The organism is Pseudomonas donghuensis (assembly GCF_000259195.1).
Classification (GTDB): domain Bacteria; phylum Pseudomonadota; class Gammaproteobacteria; order Pseudomonadales; family Pseudomonadaceae; genus Aquipseudomonas; species Aquipseudomonas donghuensis.
In genome coordinates, this window is the sequence record NZ_JH650758.1 from 390,001 (window position 1) to 405,082 (window position 15,082).

The 15,082-nt window shown below is 61.8% G+C and carries 18 protein-coding genes; 7 read left to right on the forward strand and 11 right to left on the reverse strand.

From position 1 onward, the window contains the following. The 3 genes from trpD to UW3_RS0106370 form a co-directional block, all read left to right on the forward strand. Positions 1-1,043: anthranilate phosphoribosyltransferase (gene trpD, locus UW3_RS0106360; RefSeq protein WP_010221465.1), on the forward strand; the 1,043-nt coding region annotated here is incomplete at its 5' end. After that, positions 1,040-1,876 carry an indole-3-glycerol phosphate synthase TrpC gene (gene trpC / locus UW3_RS0106365; RefSeq protein WP_010221466.1) on the forward strand — a complete coding sequence of 279 codons (837 nt, stop codon included), beginning with the start codon at positions 1,040-1,042 and terminating at the stop codon, positions 1,874-1,876. The genes trpD and trpC, both read left to right, overlap by 4 nt. A gap of 53 nt (positions 1,877-1,929) precedes the next feature. Next, complete coding sequence (locus UW3_RS0106370; protein ID WP_010221467.1) at positions 1,930-2,634, forward strand: lipoate--protein ligase family protein; 705 nt, start codon at positions 1,930-1,932, stop codon at positions 2,632-2,634. On the opposite strand, the gene crp is transcribed toward UW3_RS0106370, so the two are convergent. Beyond that, positions 2,631-3,275: a cAMP-activated global transcriptional regulator CRP gene (crp, locus tag UW3_RS0106375; protein WP_010221468.1), complete on the reverse strand. Its 645-nt coding sequence runs from the start codon at positions 3,273-3,275 to the stop codon at positions 2,631-2,633. The genes UW3_RS0106370 and crp overlap by 4 nt on opposite strands. 192 nt (positions 3,276-3,467) lie before the next feature. Between crp and UW3_RS0106380 the strand changes: the two genes are divergently transcribed. After that, positions 3,468-3,890 carry an OsmC family protein gene (locus UW3_RS0106380; RefSeq protein ID WP_010221469.1) on the forward strand — a complete coding sequence of 141 codons (423 nt, stop codon included), beginning with the start codon at positions 3,468-3,470 and terminating at the stop codon, positions 3,888-3,890. Between the two features lie 66 nt (positions 3,891-3,956). Here UW3_RS0106380 and UW3_RS0106385 read toward each other — a convergent pair whose 3' ends face one another. The 8 genes from UW3_RS0106385 to hemJ form a co-directional block, all read right to left on the reverse strand. Next, positions 3,957-4,325 carry a hypothetical protein gene (locus UW3_RS0106385; RefSeq protein WP_237716724.1) on the reverse strand — a complete coding sequence of 123 codons (369 nt, stop codon included), beginning with the start codon at positions 4,323-4,325 and terminating at the stop codon, positions 3,957-3,959. 50 nt (positions 4,326-4,375) lie between these two features. Then, positions 4,376-5,416 carry a DUF2157 domain-containing protein gene (locus UW3_RS0106390; protein ID WP_010221471.1) on the reverse strand — a complete coding sequence of 347 codons (1,041 nt, stop codon included), beginning with the start codon at positions 5,414-5,416 and terminating at the stop codon, positions 4,376-4,378. Positions 5,417-5,424: 8 nt separating this feature from the next. Then, positions 5,425-6,072 carry a 2-polyprenyl-3-methyl-6-methoxy-1,4-benzoquinone monooxygenase gene (gene coq7 / locus UW3_RS0106395; RefSeq protein ID WP_010221472.1) on the reverse strand — a complete coding sequence of 216 codons (648 nt, stop codon included), beginning with the start codon at positions 6,070-6,072 and terminating at the stop codon, positions 5,425-5,427. A 65-nt stretch (positions 6,073-6,137) separates the two neighbouring features. Beyond that, positions 6,138-6,476: a histidine triad nucleotide-binding protein gene (locus tag UW3_RS0106400; protein WP_010221473.1), complete on the reverse strand. Its 339-nt coding sequence runs from the start codon at positions 6,474-6,476 to the stop codon at positions 6,138-6,140. Positions 6,477-6,547: 71 nt separating this feature from the next. After that, entirely contained in the window at positions 6,548-7,321 is a 774-nt protein-coding gene (locus tag UW3_RS0106405; protein WP_010221474.1) for an SDR family NAD(P)-dependent oxidoreductase, read from the reverse strand. Positions 7,322-7,396: 75 nt separating this feature from the next. Next, on the reverse strand, positions 7,397-7,843 hold the full coding sequence (locus UW3_RS26595) for a DUF805 domain-containing protein (protein WP_010221475.1): 447 nt from the start codon (positions 7,841-7,843) through the stop codon (positions 7,397-7,399). A 31-nt stretch (positions 7,844-7,874) separates the two neighbouring features. Then, entirely contained in the window at positions 7,875-8,831 is a 957-nt protein-coding gene (locus UW3_RS0106415) for an NAD(P)H-dependent flavin oxidoreductase (RefSeq protein ID WP_010221476.1), read from the reverse strand. A gap of 33 nt (positions 8,832-8,864) precedes the next feature. Further along, complete coding sequence (gene hemJ / locus UW3_RS0106420) at positions 8,865-9,290, reverse strand: protoporphyrinogen oxidase HemJ (protein ID WP_010221477.1); 426 nt, start codon at positions 9,288-9,290, stop codon at positions 8,865-8,867. Positions 9,291-9,432: 142 nt separating this feature from the next. Here hemJ and argC point away from each other — a divergent pair, with 142 nt between their 5' ends. Continuing rightward, positions 9,433-10,467 (forward strand): N-acetyl-gamma-glutamyl-phosphate reductase, encoded by a 1,035-nt coding sequence (gene argC / locus UW3_RS0106425; protein WP_010221478.1) that lies wholly within the window; start codon positions 9,433-9,435, stop codon positions 10,465-10,467. 165 nt (positions 10,468-10,632) lie between these two features. Then, a complete protein-coding gene (gene erpA, locus UW3_RS0106430) occupies positions 10,633-10,983 on the forward strand; it encodes an iron-sulfur cluster insertion protein ErpA (RefSeq protein WP_010221479.1) in 351 nt (116 codons plus the stop codon). 57 nt (positions 10,984-11,040) lie between these two features. Here erpA and UW3_RS0106435 read toward each other — a convergent pair whose 3' ends face one another. After that, positions 11,041-12,132: an anhydro-N-acetylmuramic acid kinase gene (locus UW3_RS0106435; RefSeq protein WP_010221480.1), complete on the reverse strand. Its 1,092-nt coding sequence runs from the start codon at positions 12,130-12,132 to the stop codon at positions 11,041-11,043. A 3-nt stretch (positions 12,133-12,135) separates the two neighbouring features. Further along, positions 12,136-13,560: a peptidoglycan DD-metalloendopeptidase family protein gene (locus tag UW3_RS0106440; RefSeq protein WP_010221481.1), complete on the reverse strand. Its 1,425-nt coding sequence runs from the start codon at positions 13,558-13,560 to the stop codon at positions 12,136-12,138. 210 nt (positions 13,561-13,770) lie between these two features. Here UW3_RS0106440 and tyrS point away from each other — a divergent pair, with 210 nt between their 5' ends. Further along, the gene (gene tyrS / locus UW3_RS0106445; protein WP_010221482.1) at positions 13,771-14,970 is read left to right on the forward strand and encodes a tyrosine--tRNA ligase; all 1,200 of its coding nucleotides are present in this window, start codon (positions 13,771-13,773) and stop codon (positions 14,968-14,970) included. Positions 14,971-15,082: the final 112 nt, after the last annotated feature.

The window sequence follows — 15,082 nt, forward strand, 5'->3', positions numbered from 1 at the left end:
TCAAGAGCGCGCTGAGCCGCATCGTCGGTCACCTGGACCTGAGCACCGAAGAAATGCGCGACGTCATGCGCGAAATCATGACCGGCCAATGCAGCGAGGCGCAGATCGGCGCCTTCATGATGGGCATGCGCATGAAGAGCGAGAGCATCGACGAAATCGTAGGTGCCGTGTCGGTGATGCGTGAGCTGGCTGACAAGGTCGAGCTCAACACCCTCGACCAGGTGGTCGATGTGGTCGGCACCGGCGGTGATGGCGCCAACATTTTCAACGTATCCACCGCTTCGGCCTTCGTCGTCGCCGCGGCCGGCTGCACTGTGGCCAAGCACGGTAACCGTGCGGTCTCGGGCAAGAGCGGCAGCGCCGACCTGCTGGAAGCAGCCGGTATCTACCTGAACCTGACGCCGGTACAAGTGGCGCGCTGCATCGACAGCGTCGGCATCGGCTTCATGTTTGCCCAGACCCACCATAAGGCGATGAAGTTCGCCGCCGGCCCACGTCGTGACCTGGGCCTGCGTACCCTGTTCAACATGCTCGGCCCGCTTACGAATCCGGCCGGGGTCAAGCACCAGGTCGTTGGCGTATTCACCCAGGCGCTGTGCCGCCCGCTGGCTGAAGTGCTGCAACGCCTGGGCAGCAAGCATGTATTGGTGGTGCATTCGAAAGACGGTCTGGATGAATTCAGCCTGGCGGCGCCGACCTTCGTTGCCGAACTCAAGAACGACCAGATCACTGAATATTGGGTCGAACCCGAAGACCTCGGCATGAAGAGCCAGAGCCTGCACGGCCTGGCCGTGGACAGCCCGGCCCAGTCGCTTGAGCTGATCCGCGATGCCCTGGGCCGGCGCAAGACCGAGAACGGCCAGAAGGCTGCGGAAATGATCGTGCTCAATGCTGGCGCTGCGCTGTACGCGGCCGACCACGCCATGAGCCTCAAGCAGGGCGTGGAGCTTGCGCACGATGCTCTGCACACCGGCCTTGCCCGGGAAAAACTCGAAGAACTGGGCGCCTTTACCGCGGTATTCAAGCAGGAGAATGAAGGATGAGTGTGCCGACGGTTCTGGAAAAGATTCTCGCCCGTAAGGTTGAGGAAGTCGCCGAGCGCAGCGCACGGGTCAGCCTGGCGGAGCTCGAGCGTATGGCGGCAGTCGCCGATGCTCCGCGCGGCTTTGCCAAGGCCTTGATCGAGCAGGCCAGGCGCAAGCAGCCGGCAGTCATAGCCGAGATCAAGAAAGCCTCGCCAAGCAAGGGCGTGATCCGTGAAAACTTCATTCCGGCCGACATCGCCGTCAGCTACGAGAAGGGCGGGGCGACCTGCCTGTCGGTGCTGACCGATGTCGATTACTTCCAGGGCGGCGACATCTACCTGCAACAGGCGCGTGCTGCCTGCAAACTGCCGGTGATCCGCAAGGACTTCATGATCGATCCTTACCAGATCGTCGAAGCTCGGGCGCTCGGCGCCGATTGTGTACTGCTGATCGTTGCGGCGCTGGATGACGTGAAGATGGCCGAACTTGCCGCCACGGCAAAAAGCGTAGGCCTCGACGTGCTGGTTGAAGTACACGACGGCGACGAGCTGGAGCGGGCGCTGAAGACCCTCGACACACCGCTGGTCGGGGTCAACAATCGCAACCTGCATACCTTTGACGTCAGCCTGGAAACCACCCTCGACCTGCTGCCGCGCATCCCCCGTGATCGCCTGGCCATCACCGAGAGCGGCATCCTCAACCGCGCCGATGTCGAGCTGATGGAAATCAACGAGGTGTATTCCTTCCTGGTCGGCGAAGCGTTCATGCGTGCCGAGCACCCGGGGCTGGAACTGCAGCGCCTGTTCTTCCCGGAGCGCGCGGTGCAGAACCCGGTGCAAGCCCTGGATTGAACCAACTCTGAAGCCGGCAATGCCGGCTTTTTTGTCTCTACAAGGTTAATGCGATGACTGATCAAGTGGTGGATGTCACTGTCGAGGCCGGGCTGCACACCGAGCAGGAGCTGCTGGCGGCTGTGTGCAAAGGCGAAAAGGATCATGGCCTGTTGTTCTGGCGTCCGACTGACCACGCCTTGGTCATGCCCCGGCGCATGAGCCGCCTGGAAGGTTTCGAGGCCGCCTGTGCCGAGCTTGCGATTGCCGGCTGGCCGGTATTGTTGCGCGAAACCGGTGGTGAGCCGGTGCCGCAGTCGCCTGCGGTGATCAACATCGCCCTGGTGTATGTGGCACCGAAAAGCGAGGGCGACCACGGGCGAATTGAAAACGCCTACGAGCGCCTGTGCCTGCCGTTGTGTGATGTGCTGCGCGAGTGGGGCGGGTTGGCGTCGGTGGGGGAAATCGAAGGGGCGTTCTGTGATGGGCGCTACAACGTCAACCTCAACGGCCGCAAGCTGGTCGGCACCGCCCAGCGCTGGCGCCAGGGCCTGGGCGGCAAGCGTCCGGTGGTGCTGGTGCATGGTGCGTTGTTGCTGGATAACGAACGCGAGTCGATGGTGGCAGCGGTCAACCGCTTCAATGAATGCTGTGAGCTGGAACAGCGCTGCCTGGCCGACAGTCACATTGCCCTGCACGAAGTGGTGCCCCAGGCGCCGTTGCTCGAGCGCCTTGGCCAGGCCTATGCCGAGGTGATCAAGGGGATCGCCCGCGACTAGCGGGTACCGAAGACCACCATGGTCTTGCCTTTTACGTGCACCAGGCTGCGTTCTTCAAGGTCCTTGAGCACGCGGCCGACCATTTCTCGTGAGCAACCGACGATCCGGCCAATCTCCTGGCGGGTGATCTTGATCTGCATGCCGTCCGGGTGGGTCATGGCATCGGGCTGCTTGCACAACTCCAGCAGGCAGCGGGCAACCCGGCCAGTGACGTCGAAAAACGCCAGGTCGCCGACCTTGCGCGTCGTATTGCGCAGACGTTGTGCCATCTGGCTGCCCAGCGCGTAGAGAATCTCCGGGTCATGGCGGGCCAGCTCGCGGAATTTCTCGTAGCTGATTTCCGCAACTTCACACTCGCTTTTGGCCCGGACCCAGGCACTGCGCCGCTGTTCCTGGCCCGCCGGTTCGAACAGCCCCAGCTCGCCGAAGAAATCACCGCTGTTGAGGTAGGCGATGATCATTTCGTGGCCATCGTCATCTTCAATCAGGATGGTCACCGACCCCTTGATGATGAACGACAGGGTTTCGGCCTTGTCGCCGGCGCAGATGATGTTGCTCTTGGCCGCATAGCGGCGGCGCTGGCAATGGACCAGCAGCTTGTCGATGTTCTTGATCTTGGCTGGAAGGGCTGATGCAACCATGGCTGGATCCCGGTCAGGAGGCGACGCTTCAATTTCTTTTATAGGTTGTCTGGCGATAAGCGCCAGTGATTTGGCGTCAGCTTATCAGACACTCGCCCCTCTATCGGCAGATTTAGTCGTGCGCTTGAGCTTTTCCACCGGGCCCGCAGGGTCTAAGCTGGCAGCCTTTTTTCGAACAAGGGAGTCCAGGTAATGAAGGCGCGTATCCAGTGGGCAGGTGAAGCCATGTTTCTGGGCGAATCGGGTAGCGGCCATGTGGTCGTGATGGACGGCCCGCCCGAGGCCGGTGGTCGCAACCTGGGTGTGCGGCCCATGGAAATGCTGCTACTGGGCCTGGGTGGCTGCAGCAACTTCGATGTGGTCAGCATCCTGAAAAAATCCCGCCAGGCGGTGGAGAGCTGCGAAGCCTTCCTTGAAGCCGAGCGCGCCAGTGAAGACCCGAAGGTGTTCACCAAGATCCACCTGAACTTCGTGGTCAAGGGCCGTGGCCTGAAAGAGGCCCAGGTCAAGCGTGCGGTCGAGCTGTCGGCAGAGAAGTACTGCTCGGCTTCGATCATGCTCGGCCGGGCTGGTGTCGAGATCACCCACAGCTACGAGATCGTCGAGCTCGGTTGATGGCCAGCCATCGCGGGGCAAGCCCGCTCCTGCGGGTTGTGGGGGCGGGCTTGACCCGCGATCAGGTTAACCGCGCAGGCGCTCCAACCCAAACAACCAGGCCAACCCTGGAACCAGCGCCACCACTAACCAATGCAGGTTAAAGCCAAGCAAGCCAAAGATTTCTGCTGTGCTCCAGGTATTGCCAAAGGCATTGGCAAACAGCAGGCATTGCAGCAAGGCCGTCAGCGCGGCGAACAGCACAAAGCCTCTACCGAGCAGTCGCCGCCTGAGGATAAAACAGCCGACCAACACGAACAGCAGTTGCCCTGGCAGTGAGAACAACAGCAGATCGACAGCACTGTTGCCATCAGGTTGGGAGATTTCTGGCAGCGTCAGGCTGAAGGGCTCCTCCCTCATGCTGGCGGTCATCAGGCACACGAACAGGTAGGCCACCAGCGCCAGACCCAGGCTTTGCAACAAGCGAACACAAAACAGCCTGAGCATCAGCGACGCAACCCTGGCAATAGATTGAGCAAACCCTCCGGCAGTTGTGCCCGTAGCCAACTGCTCAGATTCTCGCGGTGTTTCTGGTACTGCAGGCCCAGGCCAATCACGCCCAGGCCGATAAAGGTCAGTACCACCGGGAACAGCAGCGATTCGGCAAACACCTGGTAAGACAGATAGCCCAGGTACATTGCCACGCCGATGCCGCCAAAGACCATGAACAGCGGCCGGCGCAGCAGTACCGCAATGCCCATCAGGCCGAGATTGATCAGGCCGTACAGGGCTTTGTCCCATTCACTGTCGGTGTCCAGCAGCGGCAAGCCGAGCCAGAATGCCAGCAATCCGGCCAGATAACCCCAGAACGCATAGTCTTGTCGGGTGCGGCCGTCGATCACCAGGAACACCAGCAGCATCGCCAGGCCAAACCACAGCGACACCGTGCGCCGTTGAGTCCAGTCGAAGGCTTCGCCGTAGAACCATTCGCTCACGTCCATGGACATGAACCACAAGGCCACGGCGATCGGCATGACGATGAACGGGAAAGGGATCAGCCGCAGCATCAGCAAGCCGGCCAGTACTGTCGCCGCTTCCATCAGCAGCCAGCCGCCCTGCACGTAGGTGTAGTAGTGATGGTAGTTGCCCTGGGCATCGTCCAGCGGCCAGAAACCGCTGAGCCGTTCCACGGCAAACACCGCCAGCGGCACGATACTCACCGCCACCGCGGCAAGTACCCCGGCGGGGATCAGTTGGCCGCGGCGTTGCAGGAGTAAACCACCCAGGGTCAGCGCGCCGATGTACACCAGGGCAAGCAGCAGCAGGGCACTGTCACCGATGCGCATCCAGGCTTCACTGAGCAACCAGCCCATGGCGGCCATGATCAGCAGGGCGCCGAAGTAAAACGCCACATGGGCCAGCTGAAAGCTGGCCTGGGCTTGTGGCTGGCGCTTGAGAAATTCAAGCAGGGCCTGGTCCTGGCCCGGGTTCAGAACGCCGGCGCTAACTGCGCGGGCCAGGTCCTTGGCATCGAAGCGCTCTGTCATCGACTGTCCTAGATACGATAAGTGCTTTTGGTCATGACCTTGGCCATAAGGCTCATGCCGAACTTCACTGGCGCCGGGAAGCGAAAGCCGCCTGCATCCAGGGCGGACTCGGCATGTTGCTCTTCGTCGATACGCATCTGTTCAAGAATCGCACGGGACTTTTCATCTTCGGCCGGGATCTGCTCCAGGTGCTCGTCCAGGTGCTTGCACACCTGATGCTCGGTGGCGGCGACAAAGCCCAGGCTAACCTTGTCGCTGACCAGGCCGGCAAAGGCGCCAATACCGAAGGACATGCCGTAGAACAGCGGGTTGAGCACGCTGGGGTGGCTGCCAAGCTGGCGAATACGCTGCTCGCACCAGGCCAGGTGGTCGATCTCTTCTTCGGCGGCGTGCTCCATGGCCTTGCGTACCTGAGGCAACTTGGCGGTCAGGGCCTGGCCCTGATAGAGCGCCTGGGCGCAGACTTCACCGGTATGGTTGATACGCATGAGCCCGGCCACATGGCGGGTTTGCGTTTCGTCCAGGGTAACGTCCGGCTGGATGATCGCCGGTGACGGTCGGGCAGGTTGGCCGCTGAAGGGCAGCAAGGTGCGCATGGCGGTGTCGGCCTGCAGCAACAAGCGGTCGAGCGGGGAATAGTGACGTTCGGTAGCCATCGGGCACCTCCGCAAGAATGTGCCCGACAGTTTACCCCAATCGCGATGCCGGGGCTTGCCCTGGATCAGCCCGGTGGCCAGTGCATCTGACGCTGGCCAAGCACGTGCATGTGAATGTGGTAGACGGTCTGCCCACCTTGCTCATTGCAGTTCATGACCACGCGAAAGCCTTCTTCGCAGCCCAGTTCCTTGGCCAGCCGCTGAGCGGTGAAGAGGAGGTGCCCGGCCAGGCCTTTGTCTGCTTCGGTCAGGTCGTTGAGGGTGCGGATCGGTTTTTTCGGGATAACCAGAAAATGGACCGGTGCCTGCGGGGCGATATCGTGGAAGGCCAGAACCTGGTCGTCCTCGTAGATGATCCTGGCCGGGATCTCCCGGTTGATGATCTTGGTAAACAGAGTATCCACTACGGCTGCTCCATGAGAGTAATCGGACTTGAGTGTACGCAGGCCAGGCGCGTGCGCCCAGCCCTGTGCTACTAGCGGGGGCAATAGGCCTGGTTGATGGCGCCGGCCAGCTTGCGCGTTACCCAGCGCGACAACAGGCGCGGGCTGAAGGCCAGCCAGCGGTTGCGGCGGCCAGGGATGATCAGGGCGCGGTTCTTGTCCAGGGCGCGAACGGTATACAGCGCCACTTCCTCGGGGCTCAGGCTGCGCTGGCCTTTCTCCAACCGTGGGATGCGCCGCAACGGCGAGCGCACGGGACCTGGGCAGAGCACCGAAACCTTGATGCCGGTGCGCTTGAGTTCTTCACGCAGGCCTTCGGAAAAGTGCAGCACATAGGCTTTGCTCGCCGCATAGCTGCTCATCCAGGGGCCCGGGGCAAAGGCGGCGAGGGACGCAACGTTGAGGATCTGCCCGCCGCCCTGAACTGCCATGGCATTACCCAGGGCGTGGCAAAGGCGGGTCAAGGCCAGGATATTCACCTCGATCAGGTCCTGTTCATCACTCCACTCCTGGGCCAGGAAGTGGCCGTAGGAACGAATGCCGGCGCAGTTGACCAGCAGGTCGATATGCCGCTCACTTTCTTCCAGCTCCAGCAGAAACCCCGACAGGCGCAACGGCTCGCCCAGGTCGCAGGCACGAAACAGCACTTCGACGCCAAAGCGCTGGGTCAGCTCGATGGCGATGCTTTCCAGCGGGTCACGCTGGCGGGCCACCAGGATCAGATTGCGTCCCCGACGTGCCAGCGCCTCGGCCAGTGCCAGGCCTAAGCCGCTGGAGGCACCGGTGATCATGGCGTAACGGGTCATGCAGTTCTCCAGTCGGGAAGAGTGGCCAAAGTGCGCAGTTTACAGGTAGCGGGCGTGAGGTGCTGCCGGTGTGATTCAGATACCGGGCCGGAACACGGTCAACACCACTGCGCCAACGATCACCACCAGCCACATCGAGGCCAGAATAACGACGGCCATGCTGTTGGGCGGCGGGGCAGGTCCGAAGCGATTGTTGCCTCGATTGCCAGGCATCACCAGCAGGAGCAGCAGCAGGAAATTGCCGACCCAGGGCAATAACACTGCCCAGCAGAACCAGCCACTCCAGTTCAGGTCGTGGAGGCGCTTGACGAAGAAGATCATGCTCATGATTCGAGCGATAAGGGCAGCAATCAGGAACAGTGCGGCAGCGTCTTTCCACACTGCACTGGTCACCCAACCCAGCAGCAGCGCGCAGGCTACAGTGGCCGCAATCAAACCCAGGCTCCAGGCCAGAAGGCGGAGCCGACCGATTCGGCCTTGCGGGCTCATCAGTTCGTTTGCGAAGGTGAGGGTGTTGTTCATGCGGGCTTCCTTTGCCTTGATAACGCGTGAATCAGCCCGGCCAGTGGCGGCTCAGGGCTGTGGCCGAGGCATGCGCCTGGCGGTACTCGGCATCCAGGCGGGTAATCAGTTGCTCGACCGAGCACAACTGGTCGATAGCACCGACACCTTGTCCGGCAGACCAGACGGTCTTCCAGGCCTTGGCCTCGTCGTCGATGGGTTTGAGCTTGGTTTCGGTATGGGTGCGCAGGGCGGTCATGTCGAAACCGGCGTTTTCCAGGCTCTGGCGCATAAAGCTTGCAGGTACCCCGGAAACCGCAGCGGTGTGGATGATATCGGCTGCCTTGGCTTCAAGCATCATTTCTTTGTAGGGTCCCGGCGCCAGGCTTTCATGGGTGGCGATAAAGCGCGTGCCCAGGTAAGCCAGGTCTGCCCCCAGCAACTGTGCGGCGAGCACTTCATGGCCGCGGTTGATGCAGCCAGCCAGCAACAGGGTCTTGCTGAAGAACTGACGGATTTCGGCGATCAGCGCGAACGGGCTCCAGGTCCCGGCGTGCCCGCCAGCGCCGGCGGCTACGGCAATCAAGCCATCGACGCCGGCTTCGGCGGCTTTCTCGGCATGCCGGCGCGTGGTCACGTCATGAAACACCAGGCCGCCGTAGCTGTGCACGGCATCAACCACCTCCTTGACGGCCCCCAGGCTGGTGATGACGATGGGCACCCGGTGCTTGACGCACAGCGCCAGGTCCGCCTGCAGGCGCGGGTTGCTCTGATGCACGATCAGATTGACTGCGTACGGCGCAGGCTTGTCGAGGGCCGTCAGGCCGGCTTCGATCTCCTCCAGCCAGGCCTCGAAACCGGCACTGTCGCGCTGGTTCAGCGCCGGGAAACTACCGACCACGCCGTTGGCACAACAGGCCAGCACCAGCTGCGGGTTGGAGATCAGAAACATCGGTGCCGCTACGACCGGCAGGCGCAAGCGTTGTTCGAGCAGGGCAGGCAATGACATGGCAGGTTTCCCGAGGCTGATTATGGGCTTAGGTTAGAACGGTTTGACCACCACCAGAATTACCACGGCCAGCAAGACCAGCACCGGTACTTCATTGAACCAGCGGTAGAACACGTGGCTGCGTTTGTTTTCGCCACGGGCGAAGCGTTTGAGCTGCGCGCCGCACATATGGTGGTAACCGACCAGCAACACCACCAGGGTCAGTTTGGCGTGCATCCAGCCCTGGCTGAGAAAGCCGGGCGTCAGGCTCAGCAACCAGATGCCGAAGACCAGGCTGGCGATCATTGCCGGCAGCATGATCCCGCGGTACAGCTTGCGCTCCATGATCACGAAGCGCTCCTGGCTGGTGCTGTCCTGGCTTTGCGCGTGGTAGACGAACAAGCGCGGCAGGTAGAACAGGCCGGCGAACCAGCAGACCACGCTGACGATATGCAGCGCTTTGATCCAGAGAAAAAGCATGGGGTTGAGTTCCTTCAGGGTTCACGGTCGTCAGATAGTAGAGGCTAGGGGGCTTGCGGGCCATCGCAACAGTTGTAGGCGTGTTTCAGCGCCCCTATTATCGTGGGCTTTCCTGTTGGTTCGTTGATAAGGGGCACGCGTTATGGTCAAGGTCGGTATCGTTGGCGGCACGGGTTACACCGGGGTCGAGCTGCTGCGTCTGTTGGCACAGCATCCACAGGCCGAGGTGGCGGTGATCACTTCGCGCTCCGAGGCTGGCCTGGCGGTTGCCGATATGTATCCGAACCTGCGCGGCCACTACGATGGCCTGGCTTTCAGCGTGCCAGACGTGAAGACCCTGGCCGCCTGCGACGTGGTGTTCTTCGCCACCCCGCACGGGGTTGCCCATGCCCTGGCGGGCGAGCTGCTGGCCGCTGGCACCAAGGTCATCGACCTGTCCGCGGACTTCCGCCTGCAGGACGCCGATGAATGGGCCAAGTGGTACGGCCAACCTCACGGCGCGCCGGATCTGCTCAAGGATGCGGTGTACGGCCTGCCTGAAGTCAATCGCGAGCAGATCCGCCAGGCGCGCCTGATCGCCGTGCCGGGTTGCTATCCTACCGCCACCCAGCTGGGCTTCCTGCCGCTGCTCGAAGCTGGCATTGCCGATGCCTCGCGCCTGATTGCCGACTGCAAGTCCGGTGTCAGCGGCGCCGGTCGTGGCGCGGCGGTCGGTTCGCTGTTCTGTGAGGCGGGCGAGAGCATGAAGGCTTATGCGGTCAAGGGCCATCGTCACCTGCCGGAGATTACCCAGGGCCTGCGCCGGGCGGCTGGTACTGATGTCGGCCTGACCTTTGTGCCGCACCTGACGCCGATGATCCGCGGTATCCATTCGACCCTGTATGCCACCGTCGCCGATACCTCGGTCGATCTGCAGGCGCTGTTCGAGAAGCGCTATGCCGATGAACCGTTCGTCGACGTAATGCCGGCTGGCAGCCACCCGGAAACCCGCAGCGTGCGCGGCGCCAACGTCTGCCGGATTGCCGTGCACCGTCCGCAAGGCGGCGACCTGGTGGTGGTGCTGTCGGTGATCGACAACCTGGTCAAGGGCGCGTCGGGGCAGGCGGTACAGAACCTCAACATCCTCTTTGGCCTGGACGAACGCATGGGGCTTTCCCACGCCGGCCTGCTGCCCTAAGCCTCCAACGGCAGGTTTCAAGCTGCATGTCAGAGCCGGACGCGAGCCGCTTATCGCTTGCAGCCAGCCGCTTGCAGCTTTTGTATTGTTGACCGCTTTTCTCGGAGAAGCGGATAATGCGCGTCATCACGCATTATGGCGGCATAGCGCCGGGAGATAGTCAGCATGAGCGTCGAATCCTTCACCCCCGTGGCATTGCAGTTCACTGAGGGTGCAGCGCACAAGGTGAAGACCCTGGTCGATGAAGAAGGCAATGATCGCCTGAAGTTGCGAGTATTCGTGACCGGCGGCGGTTGCTCGGGTTTTCAGTACGGTTTCACGTTTGATGAAGACGTTGCCGAAGACGACACCATCGTCGAGCGCGAAGGCGTGGCCCTGGTCGTCGATCCAATGAGTTTCCAGTACCTGGCAGGAGCCGAGGTGGATTACCAGGAAGGCCTGGAAGGCTCGCGTTTCGTCATCAAGAACCCGAACGCCACCACGACCTGTGGTTGCGGTTCTTCGTTCTCGATCTGATTGCAAGGGCAGTACCGCAAACGCCGCGCCGATGCGCGGCGTTTTGCTATCTGCGGTTTATGCCGGGTAGATCGCGCCCAGTACTCGCAGGCCACGGGCAGCAGTGACGCTGGGGCGGTTGGCGGGGATATGCTCCAGGCAGCAGTGGGCCAGCCAGGCGAAGGCCATGGCTTCAACCCAGTCAGGGTCGATGCCGCACGCCGCAGTGCTGCTGACCCGGGCGTTAGGCAGCAGGGTTGCCAGGCGCTGCATCAGCACGCTGTTGTGCGCGCCGCCACCGCAGACCAGCACCGCCTGGGTGTCGTCCTGTGCCGCCTGCAGCGAGCTGACGATGCTGCGCGCAGTCAACTCCAGCAGGGTGGCCTGCACGTCTTCATCCCTGTAGCTCGGTTGAGACGTCAGGTGCAGTTGCAGCCAAGGCAGGTTGAACACCTCGCGACCGGTGCTTTTCGGCCCGCTGCCAGCGAAGAACGGATCGCTTAGCAGAGACGCGAGCAAACCGGGGATCACCTGGCCAGTGCCAGCCCAGGCGCCATCGGCGTCATAGCTGTGCCCCTGCTTCTGCTGGATCCAGGCATCGAGCAACACGTTACCCGGCCCGCAATCGAAGCCGCTGACGGGCTTGTCCTGTTCGATCAGGCTCAGATTGCTGAAACCGCCGACGTTGAGCACTGCCAGGCGTTGACCCTGATGGGCGAACAGCGCTTCGTGGAAGGCCGGTACCAGCGGTGCGCCCTGGCCGCCGGCGGCAACATCACGGCGGCGGAAGTCGCTGACTACGCTGATGCCGGTGAGCTCGGCCAGCAGGGCCGGGTTGCCGATCTGCACGGTGAAGCCGCGCGCCGGTTCGTGACGGATGGTCTGGCCATGGCTGCCGATGGCGCGAATGGCCTCGGGCTTGAGGTTATGGGTGGCCAGCAGGTGCTGGATGCCTTCGGCTGCGAGGCGTACCCACTGGTTCTCTGCCAGGGCCGCGCGGGCGATCTCGTCAGGCCCGCTAGCGCACAGCTCCAGCAGGTCCTGGCGCAGGCTGGCGGGCATGGGGATGTAATGAGTGGCGAGCAGCGTGAGCTGCTGCTCCTGTTCGATCAAGGCGATGTCCAGGCCATCGAGGCTGGTCCCGGACATCACACCAAGATAGAGCGGCATTGCCTAGCGCTTGCTCGAGGCGAGCAGGGTGGCCTTTTCCTGGTCCATGCGCGCTACCAGTGGCTGGCTTTGCTGCAGGAAGCGCTGGCGCTCGGCCTTGGCGATCGGGTCGGCCATTGGCAGCTTCTGCCCGAGCGGATCGACGTGCACGCCGTTGACCTGGAACTCGTAATGCAGGTGTGGGCCAGTGGACAGGCCGGTAGTGCCGATGTAGCCGATGATCTGACCTTGCTTGACGGTGCCGCCGGTCTTCACGCCCTTGGCGAAGCCCTGCATGTGCCCGTAGAGCGTCTGGTAGCGGTTGCCGTGCTGGATGATCACGGTATTGCCATAACCGCCGCGGCGGCCCGCGAGCAGGACCTTGCCATCACCGGCTGCCTTGATCGGCGTACCGCGCGGTGCTGCATAGTCGACGCCTTTGTGGGCGCGGATCTTGTTCAGGATCGGGTGCTTGCGGCCAGCCGAGAAGCGCGAGCTGATGCGGGCGAAATCAACCGGGGTACGGATGAACGCCTTGCGCATGCTGTTACCGTCAGCGGTGTAGTAGTTGGTGTTGCCTTGCTTGTTGGTGTAGCGCACCGCGGTGAAGCTCTTGCCGCGGTTGGTAAAGCGTGCGGACAGGATGTTGCCGGTGCCGACGACCTTGCCGTTCATGACCTTCTGTTCGTAGATCACGTCGAATTCGTCGCCCTGGCGGATATCCTGGGCGAAGTCGATGTCGTAGCCAAAGATACGTGCCATATCCATGGTCAGGTTGTGATTCAGGCCGGCGCGCTGGGCCGAGGCCGACAGCGAGCTCTTGATCACCCCGTGAACATAGGCGGAACGCATCACCGGCTTGCTGATCTCACGGTTGAACGCGTAACCGTTTGCGCTCTTGGTCAGGCGAATGGTTTCCAGGTCGCTGAGCTTGCTGTGCAGGCTGGCCAGCTGGCCGTCCTTGTCCAGTTCGATCTGCAGCACCTGGCCATGCTTGAGTTGGCTGAACTGCTTGGCCTGCTTGTTGCTGGCCAGAACTTCGTGCACGGCGGTGGCTGGCAGGCCGACCTTGGTGAACAGGGTCGACAGGGTATCGCCACGGCTCACGGTAACTTCGCGGTGGCTTGGGTCTTTGCTGGCCGGCGCGGCTTCGGCGGCGGCAGGCGCGGGCTCGGCCTTGGCGGTTTCCTCGGTTGGCGTAGCGCTGTTGTCGATCTGCGCAAACGGCGAGGGGGCGGTATCGGTGTTCTGGGTAAGTGGGGCGTCCTGTTCCTGCTTGAGTTGCTCGGCCGGGCTTTCCAGCTCCAGGTTCAGGGTAGTCTTCTTGGCTTCGACCTCGCTGGATGGAAACACCAGCAAGGCCAGGCTGAGTAAGGCGGCGATGCCGCTGGCGGCCAACAGGTGGCTCTTCGGATAAAGCGGGGGCGCTTTAGGCGGTTCGTTGGTCATAGATGAATTGACTTTGAAATAGATGAAGTGGAAAAGATGAATGACATGATGAAGATGAAATAACTGTATAAAATATAACCAAATCCCCTTCAGCGCAAGCGCGCAGACGTCATCAGTCGGCTTCGAGGTCACACTCGGGGCAAAAACTTGTATTTGATGGCTGATCTTGTATGGTTGGGTCCCTTTGAATCTGAGCCTTACGGGTCTGTTATGAAGTCGGTTGAAGAGCAGCTAGCGCTGATCAAGCGTGGAGCGGAAGAGGTACTGGTCGAGTCCGAGTTGGTCGAGAAGCTCAAGCGCGGGCAACCGCTGCGGATCAAGGCGGGATTTGACCCGACTGCGCCTGACCTGCACCTGGGGCATACCGTCCTGATCAACAAGCTGCGTCAGTTCCAGGACCTGGGCCACCAGGTGATCTTCCTGATCGGCGACTTCACCGGCATGATCGGTGATCCGAGCGGCAAGAGCGCTACCCGTCCGCCGCTGACCCGCGAGCAGGTGCTGGATAACGCCGAGACCTATAAACAGCAGGTGTTCAAGATTCTCGACCCGGCCAAGACCGAAGTCGCGTTCAACTCCACCTGGATGGACAAGCTCAGCCCGGCCGATTTCATTCGCCTGGCGTCGCAGTACACCGTGGCGCGCATGCTCGAGCGCGACGACTTCGACAAGCGCTACACCACCAACCAGCCGATCGCGATCCATGAGTTCCTCTATCCGCTGGTGCAGGGCTATGACTCGGTAGCGCTCAAGTGCGACGTCGAGCTCGGCGGTACCGACCAGAAGTTCAACCTGCTGATGGGTCGCGAGCTGCAACGCGCCTACGGCCAGGAAGCGCAGAACATCGTGACCATGCCGCTGCTCGAAGGGCTCGACGGTGTGAAGAAGATGTCCAAGTCGCTGGGCAATTATGTCGGCATCCAGGAAGCCCCTGGGGTGATGTACAGCAAGCTCGTGTCGATTCCCGACACCTTGATGTGGCGTTACTTCGAGCTGCTGAGCTTCCGCTCCATGGAAGAGATCGAGCAGTTCCGTGCCGATGTCGCCAATGGCGCGAACCCGCGTGACATCAAGATCAAGCTGGCGGAAGAGATCGTTGCACGCTTCCATGGTGAGGAGGCTGCCGCCAATGCTCACCGCGCGGCAGGTAACCGTATGAAAGAGGGCGAGTTGCCGGAGGACCTGCCTGATGTCGAGGTTGCTGCGGCTGAAGGCTTGCCGATCGCTGCCGTGTTGAACCGGGCGGGTCTGGTGAAGAACTCGGCGATGGCGCGGGACCTGCTCAATGGCGGCGCCGTGAAAGTCGACGGTGCGGTGGTTGATCGCGACTTCATGTTTGCACTTGGCGCGACCCATGTGTGCCAGGCGGGCAAGAAGGCATTTGCGCGCATTACTTTGAAGGCAGAGTAAGAGCTCCTTCTATATATAGGCAAAAGGCGTTTTGCGGTTGATTTGAGAAAGTTTGAAATCAACCCTTGACGCCCCTGCGGATGTGTCTATAATTCGCCCCACTTCCGGCGCA

Excerpts from the sequence above, each read along its gene's own strand:
- trpC (WP_010221466.1), top strand. The coding sequence starts at position 1,040 with ATGAGTGTGCCGACGGTTCTGGAAAAGATTCTCGCCCGTAAGGTTGAG.
- UW3_RS0106370 (WP_010221467.1), top strand. The coding sequence starts at position 1,930 with ATGACTGATCAAGTGGTGGATGTCACTGTCGAGGCCGGGCTGCACACC.
- crp (WP_010221468.1), bottom strand. The coding sequence starts at position 3,275 with ATGGTTGCATCAGCCCTTCCAGCCAAGATCAAGAACATCGACAAGCTG.
- UW3_RS0106380 (WP_010221469.1), top strand. The coding sequence starts at position 3,468 with ATGAAGGCGCGTATCCAGTGGGCAGGTGAAGCCATGTTTCTGGGCGAA.
- UW3_RS0106390 (WP_010221471.1), bottom strand. The coding sequence starts at position 5,416 with ATGACAGAGCGCTTCGATGCCAAGGACCTGGCCCGCGCAGTTAGCGCC.
- coq7 (WP_010221472.1), bottom strand. The coding sequence starts at position 6,072 with ATGGCTACCGAACGTCACTATTCCCCGCTCGACCGCTTGTTGCTGCAG.
- UW3_RS0106405 (WP_010221474.1), bottom strand. The coding sequence starts at position 7,321 with ATGACCCGTTACGCCATGATCACCGGTGCCTCCAGCGGCTTAGGCCTG.
- UW3_RS26595 (WP_010221475.1), bottom strand. The coding sequence starts at position 7,843 with ATGAACAACACCCTCACCTTCGCAAACGAACTGATGAGCCCGCAAGGC.
- UW3_RS0106415 (WP_010221476.1), bottom strand. The coding sequence starts at position 8,831 with ATGTCATTGCCTGCCCTGCTCGAACAACGCTTGCGCCTGCCGGTCGTA.
- hemJ (WP_010221477.1), bottom strand. The coding sequence starts at position 9,290 with ATGCTTTTTCTCTGGATCAAAGCGCTGCATATCGTCAGCGTGGTCTGC.
- argC (WP_010221478.1), top strand. The coding sequence starts at position 9,433 with ATGGTCAAGGTCGGTATCGTTGGCGGCACGGGTTACACCGGGGTCGAG.
- erpA (WP_010221479.1), top strand. The coding sequence starts at position 10,633 with ATGAGCGTCGAATCCTTCACCCCCGTGGCATTGCAGTTCACTGAGGGT.
- UW3_RS0106435 (WP_010221480.1), bottom strand. The coding sequence starts at position 12,132 with ATGCCGCTCTATCTTGGTGTGATGTCCGGGACCAGCCTCGATGGCCTG.
- UW3_RS0106440 (WP_010221481.1), bottom strand. The coding sequence starts at position 13,560 with ATGACCAACGAACCGCCTAAAGCGCCCCCGCTTTATCCGAAGAGCCAC.
- tyrS (WP_010221482.1), top strand. The coding sequence starts at position 13,771 with ATGAAGTCGGTTGAAGAGCAGCTAGCGCTGATCAAGCGTGGAGCGGAA.